Origin of the sequence: Neoasaia chiangmaiensis (assembly GCF_002005465.1) — a bacterium.
In the GTDB taxonomy this organism is placed as follows: domain Bacteria; phylum Pseudomonadota; class Alphaproteobacteria; order Acetobacterales; family Acetobacteraceae; genus Neoasaia; species Neoasaia chiangmaiensis.
Genome location: NZ_CP014691.1, coordinates 693,805 through 711,645, shown reverse-complemented (window position 1 = coordinate 711,645; position 17,841 = coordinate 693,805). Strand labels below are relative to the sequence as shown.

The 17,841-nt window shown below is 61.0% G+C and carries 15 protein-coding genes; 9 read left to right on the top strand and 6 right to left on the bottom strand.

All coding sequences use genetic code 11. The features are described from left to right. Positions 1-96 precede the first annotated feature (96 nt). Genes cyoA through cyoD form a run of 4 tightly spaced genes read left to right on the top strand, consistent with a single transcriptional unit; the run spans position 97 to position 3,994 of the window. Entirely contained in the window at positions 97-1,035 is a 939-nt protein-coding gene (gene cyoA / locus A0U93_RS03395; RefSeq protein ID WP_077806101.1) for a ubiquinol oxidase subunit II, read from the top strand. Positions 1,036-1,041: 6 nt separating this feature from the next. Then, positions 1,042-3,027 (top strand): cytochrome o ubiquinol oxidase subunit I, encoded by a 1,986-nt coding sequence (gene cyoB, locus A0U93_RS03390; RefSeq protein ID WP_077806100.1) that lies wholly within the window; start codon positions 1,042-1,044, stop codon positions 3,025-3,027. 2 nt (positions 3,028-3,029) lie between these two features. Beyond that, entirely contained in the window at positions 3,030-3,647 is a 618-nt protein-coding gene (cyoC, locus tag A0U93_RS03385; RefSeq protein ID WP_077806099.1) for a cytochrome o ubiquinol oxidase subunit III, read from the top strand. Beyond that, positions 3,647-3,994, top strand: a complete 348-nt coding sequence (cyoD, locus tag A0U93_RS03380; protein ID WP_077806098.1) for a cytochrome o ubiquinol oxidase subunit IV — start codon at positions 3,647-3,649, stop codon at positions 3,992-3,994. The genes cyoC and cyoD overlap by 1 nt, the downstream gene beginning before the upstream one ends. A 102-nt stretch (positions 3,995-4,096) precedes the next feature. Here cyoD and fdxA read toward each other — a convergent pair whose 3' ends face one another. The 3 genes from fdxA to A0U93_RS03365 form a co-directional block, all read right to left on the bottom strand. Further along, the gene (gene fdxA, locus A0U93_RS03375) at positions 4,097-4,429 is read right to left on the bottom strand and encodes a ferredoxin FdxA (protein ID WP_077806097.1); all 333 of its coding nucleotides are present in this window, start codon (positions 4,427-4,429) and stop codon (positions 4,097-4,099) included. Positions 4,430-4,570: 141 nt separating this feature from the next. Beyond that, positions 4,571-4,879: an RNA-binding S4 domain-containing protein gene (locus A0U93_RS03370; RefSeq protein WP_077806096.1), complete on the bottom strand. Its 309-nt coding sequence runs from the start codon at positions 4,877-4,879 to the stop codon at positions 4,571-4,573. Positions 4,880-4,882: 3 nt separating this feature from the next. Continuing rightward, positions 4,883-7,507 (bottom strand): helicase-related protein, encoded by a 2,625-nt coding sequence (locus A0U93_RS03365; protein ID WP_077808300.1) that lies wholly within the window; start codon positions 7,505-7,507, stop codon positions 4,883-4,885. 100 nt (positions 7,508-7,607) lie between these two features. Here A0U93_RS03365 and A0U93_RS03360 point away from each other — a divergent pair, with 100 nt between their 5' ends. Next, on the top strand, positions 7,608-9,002 hold the full coding sequence (locus tag A0U93_RS03360; RefSeq protein WP_077806095.1) for a leucyl aminopeptidase family protein: 1,395 nt from the start codon (positions 7,608-7,610) through the stop codon (positions 9,000-9,002). 273 nt (positions 9,003-9,275) lie between these two features. Then, entirely contained in the window at positions 9,276-9,674 is a 399-nt protein-coding gene (locus A0U93_RS03355) for a MarR family transcriptional regulator (protein WP_077806094.1), read from the top strand. A gap of 58 nt (positions 9,675-9,732) precedes the next feature. Here A0U93_RS03355 and A0U93_RS03350 read toward each other — a convergent pair whose 3' ends face one another. Next, positions 9,733-10,767, bottom strand: coding sequence for a glycosyltransferase family 4 protein (locus A0U93_RS03350; protein ID WP_245825063.1), 1,035 nt, complete (start codon positions 10,765-10,767; stop codon positions 9,733-9,735). Between the two features lie 65 nt (positions 10,768-10,832). Between A0U93_RS03350 and A0U93_RS03345 the strand changes: the two genes are divergently transcribed. From A0U93_RS03345 to A0U93_RS03335, 3 genes are all read left to right on the top strand, one after another. Further along, the gene (locus tag A0U93_RS03345) at positions 10,833-12,776 is read left to right on the top strand and encodes a polysaccharide biosynthesis protein (RefSeq protein ID WP_077808298.1); all 1,944 of its coding nucleotides are present in this window, start codon (positions 10,833-10,835) and stop codon (positions 12,774-12,776) included. A 62-nt stretch (positions 12,777-12,838) separates the two neighbouring features. Next, entirely contained in the window at positions 12,839-13,999 is a 1,161-nt protein-coding gene (locus tag A0U93_RS03340; protein WP_077806093.1) for a DegT/DnrJ/EryC1/StrS family aminotransferase, read from the top strand. Beyond that, positions 13,996-14,457, top strand: a complete 462-nt coding sequence (locus tag A0U93_RS03335; RefSeq protein ID WP_077806092.1) for a hypothetical protein — start codon at positions 13,996-13,998, stop codon at positions 14,455-14,457. Before A0U93_RS03340 ends, A0U93_RS03335 begins: the two co-directional genes overlap by 4 nt. Before the next feature lie 50 nt (positions 14,458-14,507). Here A0U93_RS03335 and A0U93_RS03330 read toward each other — a convergent pair whose 3' ends face one another. Further along, positions 14,508-15,644: an AI-2E family transporter gene (locus A0U93_RS03330; protein WP_077806091.1), complete on the bottom strand. Its 1,137-nt coding sequence runs from the start codon at positions 15,642-15,644 to the stop codon at positions 14,508-14,510. A gap of 159 nt (positions 15,645-15,803) precedes the next feature. Next, a complete protein-coding gene (locus A0U93_RS03325; protein ID WP_077808297.1) occupies positions 15,804-17,696 on the bottom strand; it encodes an ABC-F family ATP-binding cassette domain-containing protein in 1,893 nt (630 codons plus the stop codon). Between the last annotated feature and the right edge of the window lie 145 nt (positions 17,697-17,841).

Genomic DNA, 17,841 nt, shown 5'->3' with positions numbered 1-17,841 from the left:
ACAACGCTATCGCCACAAGCGACCGTGCTTCGGTCGGCTGTAGCGATAGTCCGTCGCGACACGGTCCGGTCGTCGGACCAATGAGCGGGGCCAATTATGAATAATAGAATTTTGCCGAAATTGCGGCGGCTTCTGCCGCTGGCGCCGGCACTGCTTCTGCCGGGTTGCACCCTCGACGTGCTGGACCCGCGCGGACCGGTCGGCATGACGGAGCGCAACATCATCGTGATCGAGGCGCTGGTCATGCTCGCCATCGTTCTGCCGGTGATCGGGCTGACGCTTTACTATGCGTGGACATACCGCGAGTCGAACACGAAGGCCGAGTATCTGCCGAACTGGGATCACTCGACGAAGATCGAAATTTTCGTCTGGGGTGCGCCTGCGGTCATCATTCTTGTCCTGGGCGGTCTCAGCTTGTGGTCGACCTATGCACTTGACCCGTATCGTCGCCTGACGACGACGGCGACGGCCGATGCGGCACCGCAGAAGCCCTTGAACGTCGAGGTTGTATCGCTGGACTGGAAGTGGCTGTTCATCTATCCCGACCAAGGGATTGCGACGATCAACCAGCTTGCCATTCCCGTGAATACGCCGGTCAACTTCCGCATCACCTCCGATGCGGTTATGACGTCGTTCTTCATTCCCCGTCTTGGCTCGATGATCTACTCGATGGCCGGCATGCAGACGCAGCTGCATCTGATGGCGTCGGAAGCGGGCGATTATCAGGGTGAAGCAGCGCATTACAGCGGTCGCGGCTTCTCGGACATGAAGTTCCGTACGCTGGCGATGCCCGGCAATGAATTCAATGCCTGGGTCGACAAGATCAAGGCGACGTCCGACACGCTGGACAGCGCCGATTATCCGAAGATCGCCGCGCCGCAGGAAGCGGCTCCGGTACAGTACTTCGCACATGTGCAGCCCGGTTTGTTCGATGGCATCGTGGCCAAATACAATAACGGCACGGTCATCGATAAGAGCACGGGCAAAGTGATGCACATGCAGTCCGCCATGTCCGACATGCAGATGAAGGAATAAGGCACAATGCTCGGCAAGTTGACATTCTCGGCCATCCCATTGGATGTGCCGATCCTCGTCGGCACCTTCATCGGTGTCGCCGTGGCGGGTCTCGCCGTTCTCGGCTTGATCACTTACTATGGTAAATGGGGCTATCTCTGGCGCGAATGGTTGACCTCGGTCGACCACAAGCGCCTGGGCGTGATGTACATCGTGCTCGCCCTGGTCATGCTCGTTCGCGGCTTCGCGGACGCCCTGATGATGCGCACGCAGCTGGCGCTGGCTTATGCCGGCAACCCCGGATACCTGCCGCCGCATCACTACGACCAGATTTTCTCCGCGCATGGCACGATCATGATCTTCTTCATGGCCATGGCGTTCATGACGGGTCTGCTGAACATTGTGGTGCCGCTACAGATCGGCGCACGTGACGTGGCTTTTCCGTTCCTGAACTCGCTGAGCTTCTGGATGACTACGATCAGCGCGGTACTGATCAACGTCTCGCTGTTCATCGGTGAATTCGCTCAGTGCGGCTGGCTGGTCTATCCGCCACTGTCCGAGATGCAGTTCAGCCCGGGCGTCGGCGTCGACTACTATATCTGGGCCGTGCAGCTTTCGGGTATCGGCACGTTGCTGACGGGTGTGAACTTCTACACGACGATCGTGAAGATGCGCGCGCCGGGCATGGGCTGGATGCAGATGCCGATCTTCACGTGGACGGCCTTCTGTACCACAGTGCTGATTATGGTGGCCTTCCCGGTCCTGACCGTGACGCTCGGCTGTCTGTCGCTCGATCGCTATCTTGGCATGCACTTCTTCACCAACGATGGTGGCGGCAGTGTGATGCTGTATCTGAGCATGATCTGGGCCTGGGGCCATCCTGAGGTGTATATCCTCGTGATCCCGGCGTTCGGTGTGTTCTCGGAAGTAACCTCGACGTTCTCGCGCAAGCCTCTCTTCGGCTATCGCATCATGGTCTATGCGACCATGGCCATCATGGTTCTGTCCTTCATCGTGTGGGTGCACCACTTCTTCACGATGGGCGCTGGTCCAAACGTCAATGCGTTCTTCGGCATCATGACGATGGTCATCGCCGTGCCGACGGGTGTGAAGATCTTCAACTGGCTCTTCACCATGTATAAGGGTCGCATCGAATTCCATTCGACCATGTATTGGACGATCGGGTTCATGATTACCTTCTCCATCGGTGGTATGACGGGCGTCATGCTGGCCATGCCGGCTGCCGACTGGGTGTTGCATAACTCGTTGTTCTTGATCGCTCACTTCCATAACGTCATCATCGGCGGTGTGTATTTCGGCTATGTCGCGGGCATGAACTTCTGGTTCCCGAAGGTATTCGGGTTCAAGATGAACGAGACCTGGGGCAAGCGCGCGTTCTTCTGCTGGTTCATCGGCTTCTACCTGGCGTTCGTTCCGCTCTACATCGCCGGTTTCGAAGGTATGACCCGTCGTATGAACCATTACGACAATGCCGACTGGCACGTTCAGATGCTGATCGCCGAAGTGGGCGTGCTGACGATCGCTTGCGGTGTGGCATGTCAGCTTATCCAGCTTTACGTCACGTTCCGTGATCGTAATCTGGCTGAGAGCCGCGATTTCACGGGCGATCCGTGGAACGGTCGTACGCTGGAGTGGTCGATCTCCTCGCCCCCGCCGGCTTACAACTTCGCTGTCATTCCCGACATTCATGGCATCGACAGCTTCCACACGGAAAAGCAGCTTGGCCAGCGTGGCACGAACAAGCCGCTGCATGAAATCCACATGCCGAAGAACACGGCTGCGGGCTTCTTTGTCGGCTTCTTCAGCTTCCTGATCGGGTTTGGTGCGATCTGGTATATCTGGTGGCTTGCGGCGCTGGGTCTGGTTGGCGTCTTCGCGACGGTCATCCTGCGCAGCAGCAATCTCGACATCGATTACTATGTGCCGGTGAGCGACATCACGCGCGACCAGGAAGAGCAGTCCCGTAGACTGATGGCACAGGCGGCAGAGTAACAATGGCAAATCAAGCAACAATGCCGCCCTTGGCGGAAACCGATAACCATAGTCACGATCACCATGAGTCACCTGTGGTGTTCGGGTTCTGGGTTTACCTGATGACGGACTGCGTGCTCTTCGGCACGCTGTTCGCCGCCTTTGCCGTGCTGCACAACCAGTTCGCTGGCGGTCCGACCGGCAAGGAAGTGTTCGAACTCCCGGGTGTTGCCCTGGAGACCGGTATTCTTCTGCTCAGCTCCATCACCTTCGGGTTCGGCGCGCTGAATGCGCTGTCGCACAAGAAGGGCGGCTTCCTCTTCTGGTTGGCCGTGACGTTCGTTCTGGGTCTGTCGTTCGTGGGTCTTGAGATTCGCGAATTCACGCACATGATCGCGGAAGGAAACGGGCCGGATCGCAGTGCATTCCTGTCGGCGTTCTTCACGCTGGTGGCAACGCACGGTCTGCACGTCAGCACCGGTCTGATCTGGATCCTGGTGGTGATGTTCCAGAGCCTGGGCGCTCAGTCGTTCACGCCGCGCTTCATGAGCAAGCTGACCTGTCTTAGCCTGTTCTGGCACTTTCTGGACATCGTCTGGATCTGCGTCTTCACCTTTGTCTATCTGTTGAGTGTTGTCTGATGAGCCAAGCACCGACTACCGTCATGACCAATGGCGAGAGCGGAGAGAGCCACGGCTCCTACGCCTCGTATCTGATTGGCTTCGTGATCTCCGTCGTGCTGACGGCGGCCGCTTTTGCGGCCGTCATGATGCACGTGATTTCGCCGGGCGCGACTGTCGGCGTCATCGCTTTTCTCGCGGTGGTCCAGATTGTCGTCCATATGGTTTTCTTCCTGCATATGAACGGCAGTTCGGAGCAGAGCTGGAACCTCATGGCGTTCTGCTTCGCCGTGGCATGCGTGCTGATTATCGTTGGTGGCACGCTGTTCATTCTGCATGACACCAGCATCAACATGATGTCGCGCTGATTTTTCGACGTTCCTTGCATCATGGTCTCGCGGCCATGGTGCAGAGTTCAATAAAAAAGGCCGGTGGGAGTTCCCACCGGCCTTTTTTTAGGCGCTTCGATCTCAGTTCTTATGAGGTTCGGGCGACAGCAATTCGGTCTTGTTGGGCTTGTCTTTCCATTCGTCGGCGTCGGCTGGCGGCTCGCCCTTTCGAGTGATGTTCGGCCAGACGGCGGCATATTTGCTGTTGGTTTCCAGCCATGCCATCGCGCGCCCGTCGCTATCCGGCAGGATCGCCTCCGCAGGGCATTCAGGTTCGCATACGCCGCAGTCGATGCATTCATCCGGGTTGATGACGAGGAAGTTCTCGCCCGCATAGAAGCAGTCGACCGGGCAAACCTCCACGCAGTCCATGAATTTGCAGCGAATGCAGTTTTCAGTGACCACATAGGTCATTGTTCGTCTCCGATCGTGTCATGAGGCCGCAAGGCGGCCTGCGGTAGCGCACTGTCTTGCCACGAACGCGCGGCTATATTCTGCGCCAAGGCTGAAAAACGGTGGTATGCGAGGCTTTGCCGTCGCTGGCAAGCATCAGATTCATTCTTCTTTCGATGAATGGCCGGGCTGTGACGTCGTCTCCTCAATCTCGTCGAAAAGGCACGCGGCGTCCGTCGCCGATCCACGCCGCATGCCGAGATCGACGACGCGAAGAACCCGAACGCCAGGGGGACGGGGGGACGGGAGTGTCAGCACGTCGCCGATATGAACCTTGGCATGCGGCTTCGTGGTTGCCTGTCGATTGATCCGGATTTTCCCTTTGGCGATGAGTGCTGCGCAGTCGCTTCGTTGACGGGCGACGCGCGCATACCAAAGCCATAGGTCAAGTCTCTGGTAGGCAACAGTCATAGGCTAGAGCTTTCGGCGCAGGGCGGACAGGGCCGCGAAGGGGCCATCGATTGGCGCATGACCGGCAGATGGCTGTTTTCTGCCGGTCATGCGCGGACGCGAAACGACCTTGCTTCGATTCTGCTTTCGCGCCTTGTGCAGCAGCATGAGGGGAGCTGCGGGACCATAGAAGGATGGGTGGGGCGGATGCGCCTGCCGGTGCCGAATGTGCAGCGCATCGAGCGCGCAGATGAGGATATCCTGCGAGAGCCCAAATCGTGATGCCAGATCCGCGGGGGCCGGTCTGTCACCATCGCGGGTAAGTGCGCCGATAGCGGAAAGCAGACGTTCCGCGACGTCGATACGTAGAAGATAAGGGTCGATGGTGAGCCAGCCAAGGTTGCGTCGTAACGTCGCTTGCGAGACCGTCTCCTTTGTTGCCAGTGAAGGGGCTTCTTTCTTTTCCAAGTCGGCAATCGGCATGACAACGCGATGCGACGGCGGAACGCTGATCTGACAGCCATCATGCAGGGAGAGAAGCAGGTGGCGTAAAGCCATGGCTCCCGGCTTGAGCAAAGCGGGCATGTAGATGACAAGGTGACCGACGATAATGCCCAGTCGGCGCAGATGTGCGTGCATGCCGGATGAAATGGCATGGTCATCGGCCTGACGCTGCACGATCCCGCCGTTCTCCATCAGGCGGTGCACGATGCCCCGCAGGTGCGGATGGCCGGCTGTCGCATCGCGTGCGGCAAAGAGCGGCGCGAGAACGGTTCGAATTTCCGTCTCCATGAAAGACCTGAGACGATCCTGAACGCGATCGCGTTGTCTGGCGTCCTGAAATTCGCCTTGCAGCACGCGCAGATCCGGTTCGAGAACAGTCGCCGAGCCGATCAGCCTGCCGATGAGCACCGTCTGCCATGTCAGGCTGCCATCTTCCAGTGAGAGGGCAAATTCGGAATCGGGCGCATCGGACAGCGACTGAATCCGGCGTGGGATTTCCTGTAGCAGCGCGCGTCGTCCGACGCGCAGCATCAGTCTCTGCTCCGGACCGGTAGCGGCGAAATGCGGCTTGAGCGCAAATCCTTCAACGCGACCGACGGCATGGCCTTCAACCACGACATCGCCTGTGTTTGTGACGGCGGAAAGCAGTGTCCGGTCGCCATCGGAATCCAGGCGCCGCAGGAGTGATGTGGCGCGTCGGTCCACGAAGCGGGCGGTCAGGCGTTCATGCAGTGCGTCCGACAGCATATCCTCGACATGGCGGGCACGTTCCTGCCAATGCGCTGCCTTGGCTGTCCAGTCCGTGCGGGCCGCGACGTAGGCTGCGATACGCACGCCGGACAGGCGATGCATCAGTGTCTCGATGTCGCCTTCGGTCCGGGCGAAGCCGGCAATATGGCTTTCCAGCCATGCATCCGGAACGGTTCCTTCACGCAGGATATGAAAGAACAGGCGCTGGCAGAGGCGGATATGGGAATCGTCGCCCAGTTTGCGAAAGTCCGGAATCTGGCAGACGTCCCACAGGAGTTGCGTCGCCTTGCGGTCAGTTGTCGCGCCGAGGATATCCTGTTCCTCCGCCAGGGCTTCGAGCGTCAGGAGATCGGTGGCGGGTCGGCCGGCAGTCAGCCCTGCCGTGGGGGGCGGGGCGTGCAGGCTGGCAAGGAGGGTGCGCGGGTTGGTGAAGTCCAGTTGGCCGTTGCGCCAGTAGAGGCGCGATAACGGGTCGAAGCGATGCGCCTCGATAGCTTCCACGGTGGCCTCGTTCATCGGGCGGGCCTCCGCCGTCGTGCCGAATGTGCCATCGCGGGTGCCGCGGCCGGCGCGTCCGGCGATCTGGGCGATTTCCTGTGGGCGGAGGGGACGGATGGTGGTGCCGTCGAACTTGGTCAGGGCTGCCAGGGCGACATGGTTGACGTCCATGTTGAGGCCCATACCGATGGCGTCCGTGGCCACCAGATAATCGACTTCCTTGTTCTGGTAGAGTTGGACCTGCGCATTGCGGGTGCGGGGAGACATGCGCCCCATGACGATCGCGCAGCCGCCGCGACGCTGACGGATCGCTTCGGCGATGGCATACACGTCTGCGGCGGAGAATGCGACGATGGCCGAACGCGCCGGGAGGCGGGAGAGCTTCGTATGGCCCGTGCCGATCAGCTGCGACAGGCGTGGGCGCGTGTCGATCTCGATTTCGGGGACGAGGCGATGCAGGAGCGGGCGGATCGTTTCCGCGCCGAGGAAGAGCGTTTCCACCATGCCGCGTGCGTTCAGAAGGCGGTCGGTGAAGATATGGCCACGGTCCGGATCGGCACAAAGCTGGATTTCGTCGATGGCGACGAATTCCACCTGCCGGTTCAGAGGCATGGCTTCGGTCGTGCAGGAAATCCATTTCGCGCCGGGCGGGACGATCTTTTCCTCGCCGGTGATCAGCGCGACAGCACGGATACCCTTGATCGCGACCATGCGCTCGTAATTCTCGCGCGCCAGAAGTCTGAGCGGGAAGCCGATGATCCCCGAGGCGTGGGCCAGCATGCGTTCGAGGGCGTAGTGCGTCTTGCCGGTATTGGTCGGCCCCAGCACGGCGCGCACGCGGCGCGGCATGGTGTGGTGGCGGTCCGAGAAGGTCGATCCGCTTGGTTTGCGCGTCATGAGGTGATGGTTTCGCATGGACGCGTTAAAAGCAAGCGTGATGCCCGCGAAAACGGGCGGCGCGAACATCGAGCCATGCGAAAGCGACAGGAAAATCGAGATGTATGATCCCAAGACAATATGCCTCCTGGACGATGCACCGGATGCGCGTGTGGTCCATGTCGTCGATAACGCGGCGTCGATTGCCGCATGGTTGGGACCGGCGGAGAAATATGTCCGGGAAAACGGCTTTGGCGGCCGGACCGGCGAGGTGGCGCTGGTGCCGGGCGAGAGCGGCGTTGACAGCGCGGTGATCGTGGTATCGTCCGAGCACAGGCATGACCCTCTGGCCTTTGCCGCCCTGGCAACGACGTTGCCGCCTGGACCATGGCGCCTGTCGTTCGATGGATATGATGCGTCGCGCGTCGCATTGCTCGCGCACGATGCCGTGCTGGGCTTCTGCATGGAGGCCTATGCCTATCGGGTGGGGACGCGCGAAGCGGCCCCGGTGCGGCTCGTCTTGCCGGACGGAACGGACGATGCCGTGACGATGGCGCGTGCCATCTGGCTGGGCCGGGATCTCATCAATATGCCCGCCAACCATCTTGGACCGGCCGAACTGGCCTCTCTGGCGCGGGATGCATTGGCTCCCTTCGGGGCGGAAACAAGCATCCTGACGGGGGCGGCGGTAACGGCGGCCTACCCATGTCTTGCAGCAGTCGGTGCGGGATCCGACCGGTCGGCGCATGTCGTCATGTCGCGCTGGCAGGGAAGTGGAGCGACTGCTGACGCCCCATTGATTTCGCTGGTGGGAAAGGGTGTGTGTTTCGACACGGGCGGTTACGACATCAAGCCCTCTGCCGGCATGTTGCGCATGAAGAAGGACATGGGCGGCGCGGCGCTGATGCTGGCTGTGGCGATGGTGGCGATGGCGCGAGACCTGCCGGTTCGGCTGGAACTGCGGTTGGGATGCGTGGAGAACAGCATTTCAGGACATGCCATGCGACCCGGTGACGTCCTGTCGACAAGGGCTGGACTCAATGTCGAGATCGGCAATACGGATGCGGAAGGGCGGCTGGTTCTTTGCGATCTGTTGACCGAGGCTTGCGAGGCATCCCCCGATCTTCTTCTCGATGCGGCGACTTTGACGGGCGCGGCTCGTGTGGCGCTGGGTCCGGATCTGCCGGCGCTGTTTGGTACGGACGATCTCGTCTGCGAAATGTTGTTGGAAGCGGGGCGCGTTGTCGGAGATGATCTGTGGCGTTTGCCACTCTGGTATGGTTATGACGCATGGCTCGACCGCAAAATTGCCGATATCGGAAACGTCGCCGAGAAGCCGATGGCGGGTGCGATCACGGCGGCGCTGTTTCTTCGTCGGTTCGTAAAACCCCAGATAAACTGGGCTCATATCGATACGTATGCCTGGAATGACGCATCGCGACCGGGGCGTCCGGCAGGTGGCGAGACACTGGCCCTACGCGCAATTTCGCAATTTTTGTTACGGTTTATTAAGTAAACCGGAAGGTTGGACTGTCGAGTTTCTCGAAAACTTCATCTTGGGAAACTGAACCAATTGCGTAATCGAACCTATATGCAGGTGGATCGTTTCACATAAGCTGACTATAGGGTCAGTTTCAGTGGAACCAAGAAGCTTACGCCGCCGGTCAGGCGGCAAGAAGACGCGGAAGATGAACACGCACCCAAGGCGTGCCGCTTGATACAAAGGCGACTGGCTTGGGCGACGATCGATAGTGCGGCGCGGTTGCGCCAATGCAAGAGAGGATACGTTATGGCCCAGGCTACGAATGACCAAATGCTCACCCTGTTACGGGACACCATCGTGTCCATGGTGCGCAAGGATGGTCCCGATCTGTCCGCGCGCCAGCTCGGCGTGTTTCTGACATGCTATCTTCAGGAAGGTGCCCATACCGTTCGTGGTCTGGCCTCCGACCTGCACGTGTCGAAGCCGGCGATCACCCGCGCCCTTGACCGTCTGGGCGAGCTGGATCTGGCCCGTCGCAAGGTCGACCCGCTTGATCGTCGCTCGGTGCTGGTGCAGCGCACGCTGAAAGGTTCGTCCTTCCTGCGCGAAATGCGCTCGCTGATGAGCGAGGCTTCTGGCACGAAGGCGACGAAGACGAAGCAGGCATCTGTTGAGCGGATCGGCAGTCGTCGCGCGGCCGGCTAAGCAGTCCGCTTGATTGGAGATAATGGGGGTCATGCCACGTGGCATGACCCCTTTTTTGTCACCATGGCTGTGAGATCAACTGGCGGGCGCGGTGGATGGTTACGACTGTCCAGATGATCTGCGGCACCATGATTGCCACGATGGCGACAGACGTCGTGCTCCCGGACCACGCCACGATGCCGCCCCATACGACGAAGCACCAGTAAAGCGTCGTAACAAGAATGGGCGACGAGCCGCTGCGAACGGCAAGCTGATAAAGATGGCTTCGATGTGCCTGCGACAGACGGGCGCCTGCGATGGCGCGCCGGACAAGCGTGAAAGCGACATCGTACAGGATGCCGGACATCAGCATGGGGACGAGCAGGGGTTCGGACAGGGTGTCGAGTGCGACAAGGCCCATCCAGCCCATGACGAGGCCGGCGCCCTGGCTGCCGACATCGCCCATGAAGATGCTTGCCCTGGGGAAATTGAAGGGCAGGAAAGCCAGCAGGCAGGCGGCAAGCATGACGGCGGGCAATGCGCTTGCGGTATCGTGGTGCGCCAGGAACACAAGGCCCAAGACGGCGCTTGCGATCATCAGGCTGCCAGACGCCAGACCGTTGATTCCATCGATGAAATTCGTGGCATTGGTGATGTATAGCAGCCAGATCAGCCCCGGTATTGCCAGATGCCACATCGACGACCCTATCCAGCCAGCCGCACCGAGGATCAGGCATGAAGCCACAGCCTGCGCCAGCAGCTTGTGGCGGGCGGGGAATGAATACATGTCGTCCAGCCACGAGACGACAGCCAGGAACACCGTGCCGCACAGGAGGCACAGCGTCTCGGATGTCAGAGGCGGCAGGCCGACGGCGGCCCGTAATATCGGCAGGCCAAGAGCGAAGGCGGTCACGATGCCCACGCCGCCGCCTTTCGGAATCGGCCGGTCGTGCGAACTGCGATGTCCTGGTATATCCATGACGCCGACATGCATCATGAACTGGACCAGAAAAGCGCAGAGCAACATGGCGACGATCAAAACGAATAACGGCCAGAGCATGCGCTTGCGGGTGCCTTCCGGGAAGATTGCGATAGGGTGGATTATGACAGACATCGCGACAGGATGTCTTTCGGCGCTATAAGATGCGTGTGAAGCCTCTGCAACAATCCCCGAATGACATGCCGTCATCCGTCCCAACGCGCCCGCGTCGCCGCCCAACTGGCCGGATCGCGCTGAATATCGTGCTCGATGGCGTCGTATCGGCCTCCGCGGCGCCGATCGCGCGCTTTCTGGCTGAGCCTTATGGAGGCCTGCTGCATCCGCTCTGGTTCATTGCCGGCGGTGCGATCACGCTTTTTGTCAGTGGGCTGCCATTCAGGGTGCCGCAACAGTACTGGCGTTTTTCGGGGCTGGCCGATCTGGTCGGAATCGCCGGAGCTTCCGTGGCCAGTGCCCTGCTCTTCGCCATTGGTTTGCGACTGACGGGTTACCCTCTGCCATCGCCGACATTTCCGGTCATTCATGCCCTTGTCCTGCTATGCGGGCTTGGCGCCGTGCGCATGGCAACACGCCTTGCCGCGCGGTGGCGGCAACAGGGCTCGGGTGCATATACCCGCGTGCTGCTGCTGGGTTCCGATCTGGGCGCCGATCTGTTCATGCGTGCGATCGAGCGGGACAGCTTGCAGCGCTATCAGGTCATGGGATTGCTGACCGAGGCCTCCGGTCAAACGGGGCGGCGTATCCATAATACGCCGATCCTGGGTACGATCGACGATTGCGCCGGGCTGCTGGCGCGCTGGCGCGGTCCCTTGCCGCAGGAGATTGTTTTGACCGATCCCGATCTGCGCGGCGCGGCACTGTCGCGGGTGTTCGAAGCGGCGCAGGAACATGGGGTGAGCGTCAAGCGCACGCCGTCGCTGACCAGTCTGCAACCGGCGGCGCGGGTCGAGTTGCGGCCGATCGCGCTGGAGGATCTGCTGAACCGGCCTCAGGTGCCGCTGGATCTGGATGGCATGGCGCGCCTTATCGGCGAGCGCGTCGTGCTTGTCACGGGCGCGGGCGGAACGATCGGATCGGAGCTTGTGCGACAGATCGCGTCACTGGGGCCGAGCCTGCTGCTTTTGCTCGATCATGGCGAGTTCGCGCTCTGGCAGATCGATCTCGAACTTTCCGAGAGTTATCCCGAAGTGGCGCGGCAGGTGATCGTCGCCGATATTCGGGATCAAGCGCGTATGGAGGCGGTTTTCGAGCATTACCGTCCGGCGCTTGTTTTTCATGCGGCGGCGCTGAAGCATGTACCGATCGTTGAGGCCAATCCCTGCGAGGGGATTCTGACGAACGTCATCGGCACGCGTATCGTGGCCGATGCAGCGGCGCGGCATGGGGCCCAGGCGATGGTGCTGATCTCCAGTGACAAGGCCGTCAATCCGTCCAGCCTGATGGGGGCGAGCAAACGTTGCGCGGAAATCTACTGTCAGGCGCTGGACAAGCAGTCGCGCCGTCAGGGTGATGGCGGGTTGCTTTGCGTTACCGTGCGTTTCGGCAATGTCCTGGGATCGACAGGGTCCGTCGTGCCGCTGTTCCAGCGGCAACTGGCCAATGGCGGGCCGCTGACCATCACGCATCCGGACATGACCCGTTACTTCATGACAGTGCCGGAGGCGGTGGGGCTGGTTCTACAGGCCAGCGTCCGGGGAACCGCGCATCGGGAAAGCGCTGATGAGACGGATGTTCGCCTTCGGGACGGCGGCATCTTCGTGCTGGATATGGGTGAGCCCGTGCGCATCCTCGATCTGGCACGGCAGATGATCCGGTTGGCGGGACTGCGGCCGGAAGAGGATATTGCGATCCGGGTGACAGGGTTGCGTCCCGGTGAGAAGCTGTTCGAGGAACTCTTCCATGGGCGCGAGGCGCCGGTTCCCACCGATGCCGCGGGGCTTCGAATCGCAACGCCGCGTACGGTCGATCTTGATGCCGCAGCGACATCGCTCGACCGGCTGCGTGACGCCTGCAGGAGGGGCGATGTTGCCCGAGCCCTTGAGATTCTCCATCTGCTGGTGCCGGAATTCGAGCACAATCCGGAAGGCAAGGTCCAGAAAGCCTGGATATCGGCAAATTTGTAAAATTGTGTCAGTAGAGGCGCAGAAGAGCTGTCGGCTCGCTGCGTCAGAAGGATGGTCGCGTCATGACCCGTAATTCTCCCATCGCGTTCCTCGACCTGCCGCGTCAGCAGGCGCGTCTCGGTGATACCATTCAGCGGCGTGTCGATGCCGTGATGCGTCACTGCCGGTTTGTTATGGGCCCGGAGGTCGAGGAACTCGAAGGGCGCCTGGCGGCCTATTGTGGTGCCGCCCATGCCATTGGAGTCTCCTCGGGGACGGATGCCCTGCTCATGGTGTTGATGGGGGAGGAGATCGGGCCGGGCGATGCTGTGTTCCTGCCCGCTTTCACCTATACCGCGACGGCGGAAGTGGTCTTGTTGCTGGGCGCGACGCCGGTATTCGTCGATGTGGATCCGAAGACTTTCCAGATTTCGCCAGAGAGTCTGGTGTCGCGGATCGATGCTGTCCTTGCGCAGGATGACCTTGAACCAAGAGTGGTTATCGGCGTGGATCTTTTTGGACAGCCGGCACCATGGGATCAGCTCCGCGCCATCGCGGATCGGTATGGTCTGACATTGGTCGATGACTGTGCGCAGTCCTTCGGCGGCTCCTATCACGGCCGGAAGCTCGGCCGGGAGGCCATGGCGACAACGCTGTCATTCTTTCCTTCCAAGCCATTGGGTGGCTATGGCGATGGCGGCGCAATCCTGACGGACGATCCTGAACGGGCCGAGCTCTATCGTTCGCTGCGGACCCATGGCGAGGGGCGCACGCGTTATGAGGTGCTGCGTATCGGGATCAATGGGCGCATCGACACCTTGCAGGCGGCGGTCCTGCTGGCGAAGCTGGATGCTTTCGATGATGAACTGGCCCGACGGGAAGCGATCGCCTGCGCCTACGATGCCGGTTTGCAGCCTTATGTCTCGATCCCGGCTCGCGTACCACAATCGCAAAGCGCGTGGGCGATCTATTGTATTACGCTGCCCGACGCGGCCACGCGTGACGCCCTGCAAGCTCATCTGCGTGAAAAGGGCGTGCCGAGCGCGATCTATTACCCACGCCCGCTTCATTTTCAGCCTGCCTATCGCGACCAGCACGATGAAACCGTCCGGCTTCCAGTAGCCGAATCGCTCGGCGAGCATGTTCTGGCCTTGCCGATTCATCCTGAACTGACTGACGAGGAAGTACAACGCGTGATTGATGCCGTTGCCACCTGTGCCGCACTGGAGAATGGCGCGGCATGAGAAAGGAAACACTTCTGGTCGTGGCGTTCCTGGCGATTGTTCTGGGAACGTCGGGGCTGATCTGGGTATTCGCCTTGCCCGATTTGCGGCCGATGAACTTCCAGCATGTTGCCAGCGCGACCCTCACGACCGGTCCGGAACGTCAGCAGCGCGTGCTCAGCGCCGATGAGGTCACGGCCCTCGACCAGTGGCTCCATGCCCATAAACACGGATGGGGACCGCTCACCACCAAGACGCCGTCGACCGGCGATGCGATCCTGCATATCGTGCCGCAGCAGGGCGAAGCCTATACGATCACCTTATGGACGGGTGTAAGTAGCGCGGACTGGAACGATACGGCTGTCGTCCAATCTTCGCCGACCGCGCCTTTCCGCCTGCATGCGTTCGAAGACGAGGACTTCGATGTTATGCGTCGACTGGTTCAGCAGCAGCCGTATCGGCGCAGTCTCGCGCCCTGAGATTGATGCGTTCATTGCGAAATCTCGCGCAATGAACGCGTCTTGATTGATCAGGCGTATTTCTTCTTTTCCGCTTCCGGTTCACATGTCTCGCCGACATCACTGCCGACGCGAATATCGTCGTCCAGCGGGGCGGTGGCCTTGTCGCCGACGACCAGCAACGCCGCCGTCAGGGGCGATGCCAGGATCAGGCCCGGAATACCGAGGATGGAACCGAAGACTGTCTGGGACAGGATCGCCAGCGCCGGCGGCATATGCACGGCATGGCGTTGGATGAACGGCGCCAGCACGTTGCCTTCCAGAAACTGGATGACGGCATACAGGCCGGCAACCGTCAGGCCCTCGCGGGTGCCATCGGACAGCGCGATCAGGATGGCGGGTACGGCCCCGAGAATGGCGCCGATATAGGGGATGAAGTTGCACAACCCTGCGACGACACCCAGCGCGAGCGCGAGCGGAACGCCGATAATGGTCAGGCCGATACCGGAAGCAAGTCCGACGACCAGCATGTCGAAAGCCTGTCCAATCGTCCATGACCACAGTGTCGCACCCGCCGCGAGCAGCAATTTACGAACAAGAGGTCGATGGCCCGGTGGCACGAGCCGAAGCGTACCGTCCACGTAGAGGGCGGGCGACATGGCGAAATAGAGTCCCGCGATCAGGACGACCGCGATGGTGCCGAGCAAACCAAAGGCGCTGCTGAGAATGCCGGTGACGGAGCTCGCCAGTCCGGTTCCGAATATGCCACTGCTGTTGCTACTGGATTCGTTACCGCCGAGGCTGCTTGGCAGGTGATCAAGGGCAAACTGGCCCCAGCTCGACTGCCCGAGCCGGCCTTTCAGATCGCCTGCTTGGGTTATCAACGCCTGTTTCAGGCGCATGAACTGATCGCCGATTTGCGGCCCGCTGAAATAAACAAGGGCGACGATTGCCAGAAGAACGATGAGTGCAACCAATCCCACCGCAAGCTGATAGGGAATGGGAAACTTGCGCCGCAGCGCGCGGGCCAGTCCGTGAAGGACGACGGCCACCAGCGTTGCGGCGAAAACAACCGTCAGCACATCGCCCAGGAGCCAGATGGCGATGACAGCGACCGTGACGATCAGCGTGAAGCGCAACAATCGAAAGATATGGGAGAGATCCCGCTGGGGAGAATGATCGGACGAAGGTGTGACGTCAGAAGGCATGGGTTTGATTTTTCGACCCTAAAGGGATGAGCTGAATGAACGTTTTGATCAACGGTGAAGTTTGGAAACATAGTTTTCGAAAGAGGGACGCACTCAGGAGAGCAGCTGAAGGATATTTTTTTGAAACAACTGTCTGTATGGAATTTTTCAGATGTTGCCTTAGCTGGGTTCTGCTTCTTCGAGCTGGCTTTCCGCATTCAGCCAGCGTTCTTCCGCCGCGGCTTCCTCGGCGGTCAACGCTGCGAGGCGTGTGTTCAGCGTGGTGATCTCACGCGTATCGCCCGCGTCATAAAGTGCGGGATCGGCGAGACGTTTCTCGATGAGCGCGCGTTCCTTGTGAAGCTGGCCGAGCAGGGCTTCCGCCGCACGCGCCTCCTTGCGAAGCGGCGCCTGGGCGCGGCGGATTTCGGCACGGTCGCGCCGTGCTTCCTTGCGGCCGCTGCCGTCATTGTCCGGCGCGTTCTCGTTGCCTGCCGCCGCTTTTCGGGCACGCTCCACAAGCCATGTCCGATATGCGCTCATGTCGCCGTCGAAGGGAGCGATCGTGCCGTCCTCGACGAGCCAGAGTCGATCGGCCACGGATTCCACGAGATGAGAATCATGACTGATGAGTACGACGGCGCCTTCGAAATCCGCCAGCGCGCGGATCAGGGCGTCGCGCGCATCGAGGTCCAGATGATTCGTCGGCTCGTCGAGCAGGAGCAGGTGGGGGGCATCGCGTGTCGCCAGCGCGAGCAAAAGACGGGCTTTCTCGCCGCCGGAGAGGTCGCCCACCCTTGATTCAGCCCGTGCGGCATCGAGGCCGAAGCGTGCCAGTTGCGCGCGAACCGCGACAGGCGTGGCATCCTGCATGGCGCGGGCCATGTGGTCGATCGGCGTGTCGGTCAAAATCAACTCGTCGCTTTGATGCTGGGCGAAATAGCCGATCCGCATTTTCGGCGAATGCTGGACCGATCCATGCATGGGGGCGAGGCGCCCGGCCAGAAGCTTGGCGAAGGTCGATTTGCCCCGCCCGTTCTGGCCCAGCAGTGCGATCCGGTCATCCATGTCCAGGCGAAGCGACAGATTGCGCAGGACCACGCGACCGTCATAGCCGATGCTGACCTTGTCCATCGTCAACATCGGTGGCGGCAGTGCCGAGGGTTCGGGGAAGGAGAAGCGCGTTGGCGTATCCTCGATCACGGACTCGATCTGCGGCAGGCGTTCGAGCGCCTTCAGGCGGGCCTGTGCCTGTCGTGCCTTGGTGGCCTTCGCGCGGAAACGATCGACGAAAGACTGCATGTGAGCGCGCTGTGCCGCGAGGCGTTCGGCGGCGCGGTTCTGCTGAAGGGCCTGTTCCGTGCGGATGCGCACGAATTCCTCGTAGCCGCCGGGCGTGAGCGACAGCTTGCCGCGATCCAGATGGGCGATCGCATCCACCACGTTGTCGAGCAGGGACCGGTCGTGACTGACGATCAGCGCCGATCCGCCGTAATTCCTGAGCCAGCCTTCGAGCCAGATCGTGGCCTCGATATCGAGGTGATTGGTCGGCTCGTCCAGCAGCAGCAGGTCCGGATTGAGGAACAGCGCCGTCGCGAGTGCGACGCGCATCCGCCAGCCGCCGGAGAAATCGGAGACGGGGCGCTGCTGCGCATCCTGGTCGAAGCCGAGGCCGGAGAGGATGGCCGCCGCGCGCGCCGGTGCCGCATGGGCGTCGATTGCGAGAAGACGTTCGTGCACGTCGGCAAGGCGCGTTGCGTCCTGTGTCGTTTCCGCTTCGTGCAGCAGGGCTTCGCGTTCGAGATGGCCGGAAAGAACGGTATCGATCAACGATCGGTCGCCGGAGGGCGTCTCCTGCTTCACGCGGCCCATGCTGGCGCGACTGGACAGGACGATGTTGCCGCCATCGGGCGCGATGTCGCCCGCGATGGCCGCGAGCAGGGTGGACTTCCCGGCGCCGTTGCGACCGACAAGGCCGATTTTCCGGCCGGGATCGATGCTGAGCGACGCGTTGTCGAGCAGGGTCCGCCCGGCGATGCGTAGCGTCAGATCGGTGATGGTCAAAAGGCTCACGGCGTCGTCGTTCTCTGTTCGCTTTGGGATAGGGCTGTCATACCGGAAGGGCGGCGCGTCTTGCAGAGGGGCGTGCTTCTTTTTTCCCGTTTGTCCTGGCAGCCGCTTTCGGGCGCGTTGAAACTGCGGTAAAGGGCAGCGCAGT

Excerpts from the sequence above, each read along its gene's own strand:
- A0U93_RS03345 (WP_077808298.1), top strand. The coding sequence starts at position 10,833 with ATGCCGTCATCCGTCCCAACGCGCCCGCGTCGCCGCCCAACTGGCCGG.
- cyoC (WP_077806099.1), top strand. The coding sequence starts at position 3,030 with ATGGCAAATCAAGCAACAATGCCGCCCTTGGCGGAAACCGATAACCAT.
- cyoA (WP_077806101.1), top strand. The coding sequence starts at position 97 with ATGAATAATAGAATTTTGCCGAAATTGCGGCGGCTTCTGCCGCTGGCG.
- cyoB (WP_077806100.1), top strand. The coding sequence starts at position 1,042 with ATGCTCGGCAAGTTGACATTCTCGGCCATCCCATTGGATGTGCCGATC.
- A0U93_RS03360 (WP_077806095.1), top strand. The coding sequence starts at position 7,608 with ATGTATGATCCCAAGACAATATGCCTCCTGGACGATGCACCGGATGCG.
- A0U93_RS03340 (WP_077806093.1), top strand. The coding sequence starts at position 12,839 with ATGACCCGTAATTCTCCCATCGCGTTCCTCGACCTGCCGCGTCAGCAG.
- cyoD (WP_077806098.1), top strand. The coding sequence starts at position 3,647 with ATGAGCCAAGCACCGACTACCGTCATGACCAATGGCGAGAGCGGAGAG.
- A0U93_RS03330 (WP_077806091.1), bottom strand. The coding sequence starts at position 15,644 with ATGCCTTCTGACGTCACACCTTCGTCCGATCATTCTCCCCAGCGGGAT.
- A0U93_RS03350 (WP_245825063.1), bottom strand. The coding sequence starts at position 10,767 with ATGTCTGTCATAATCCACCCTATCGCAATCTTCCCGGAAGGCACCCGC.
- A0U93_RS03365 (WP_077808300.1), bottom strand. The coding sequence starts at position 7,507 with ATGACGCGCAAACCAAGCGGATCGACCTTCTCGGACCGCCACCACACC.
- A0U93_RS03335 (WP_077806092.1), top strand. The coding sequence starts at position 13,996 with ATGAGAAAGGAAACACTTCTGGTCGTGGCGTTCCTGGCGATTGTTCTG.
- A0U93_RS03370 (WP_077806096.1), bottom strand. The coding sequence starts at position 4,879 with ATGACTGTTGCCTACCAGAGACTTGACCTATGGCTTTGGTATGCGCGC.
- fdxA (WP_077806097.1), bottom strand. The coding sequence starts at position 4,429 with ATGACCTATGTGGTCACTGAAAACTGCATTCGCTGCAAATTCATGGAC.
- A0U93_RS03355 (WP_077806094.1), top strand. The coding sequence starts at position 9,276 with ATGGCCCAGGCTACGAATGACCAAATGCTCACCCTGTTACGGGACACC.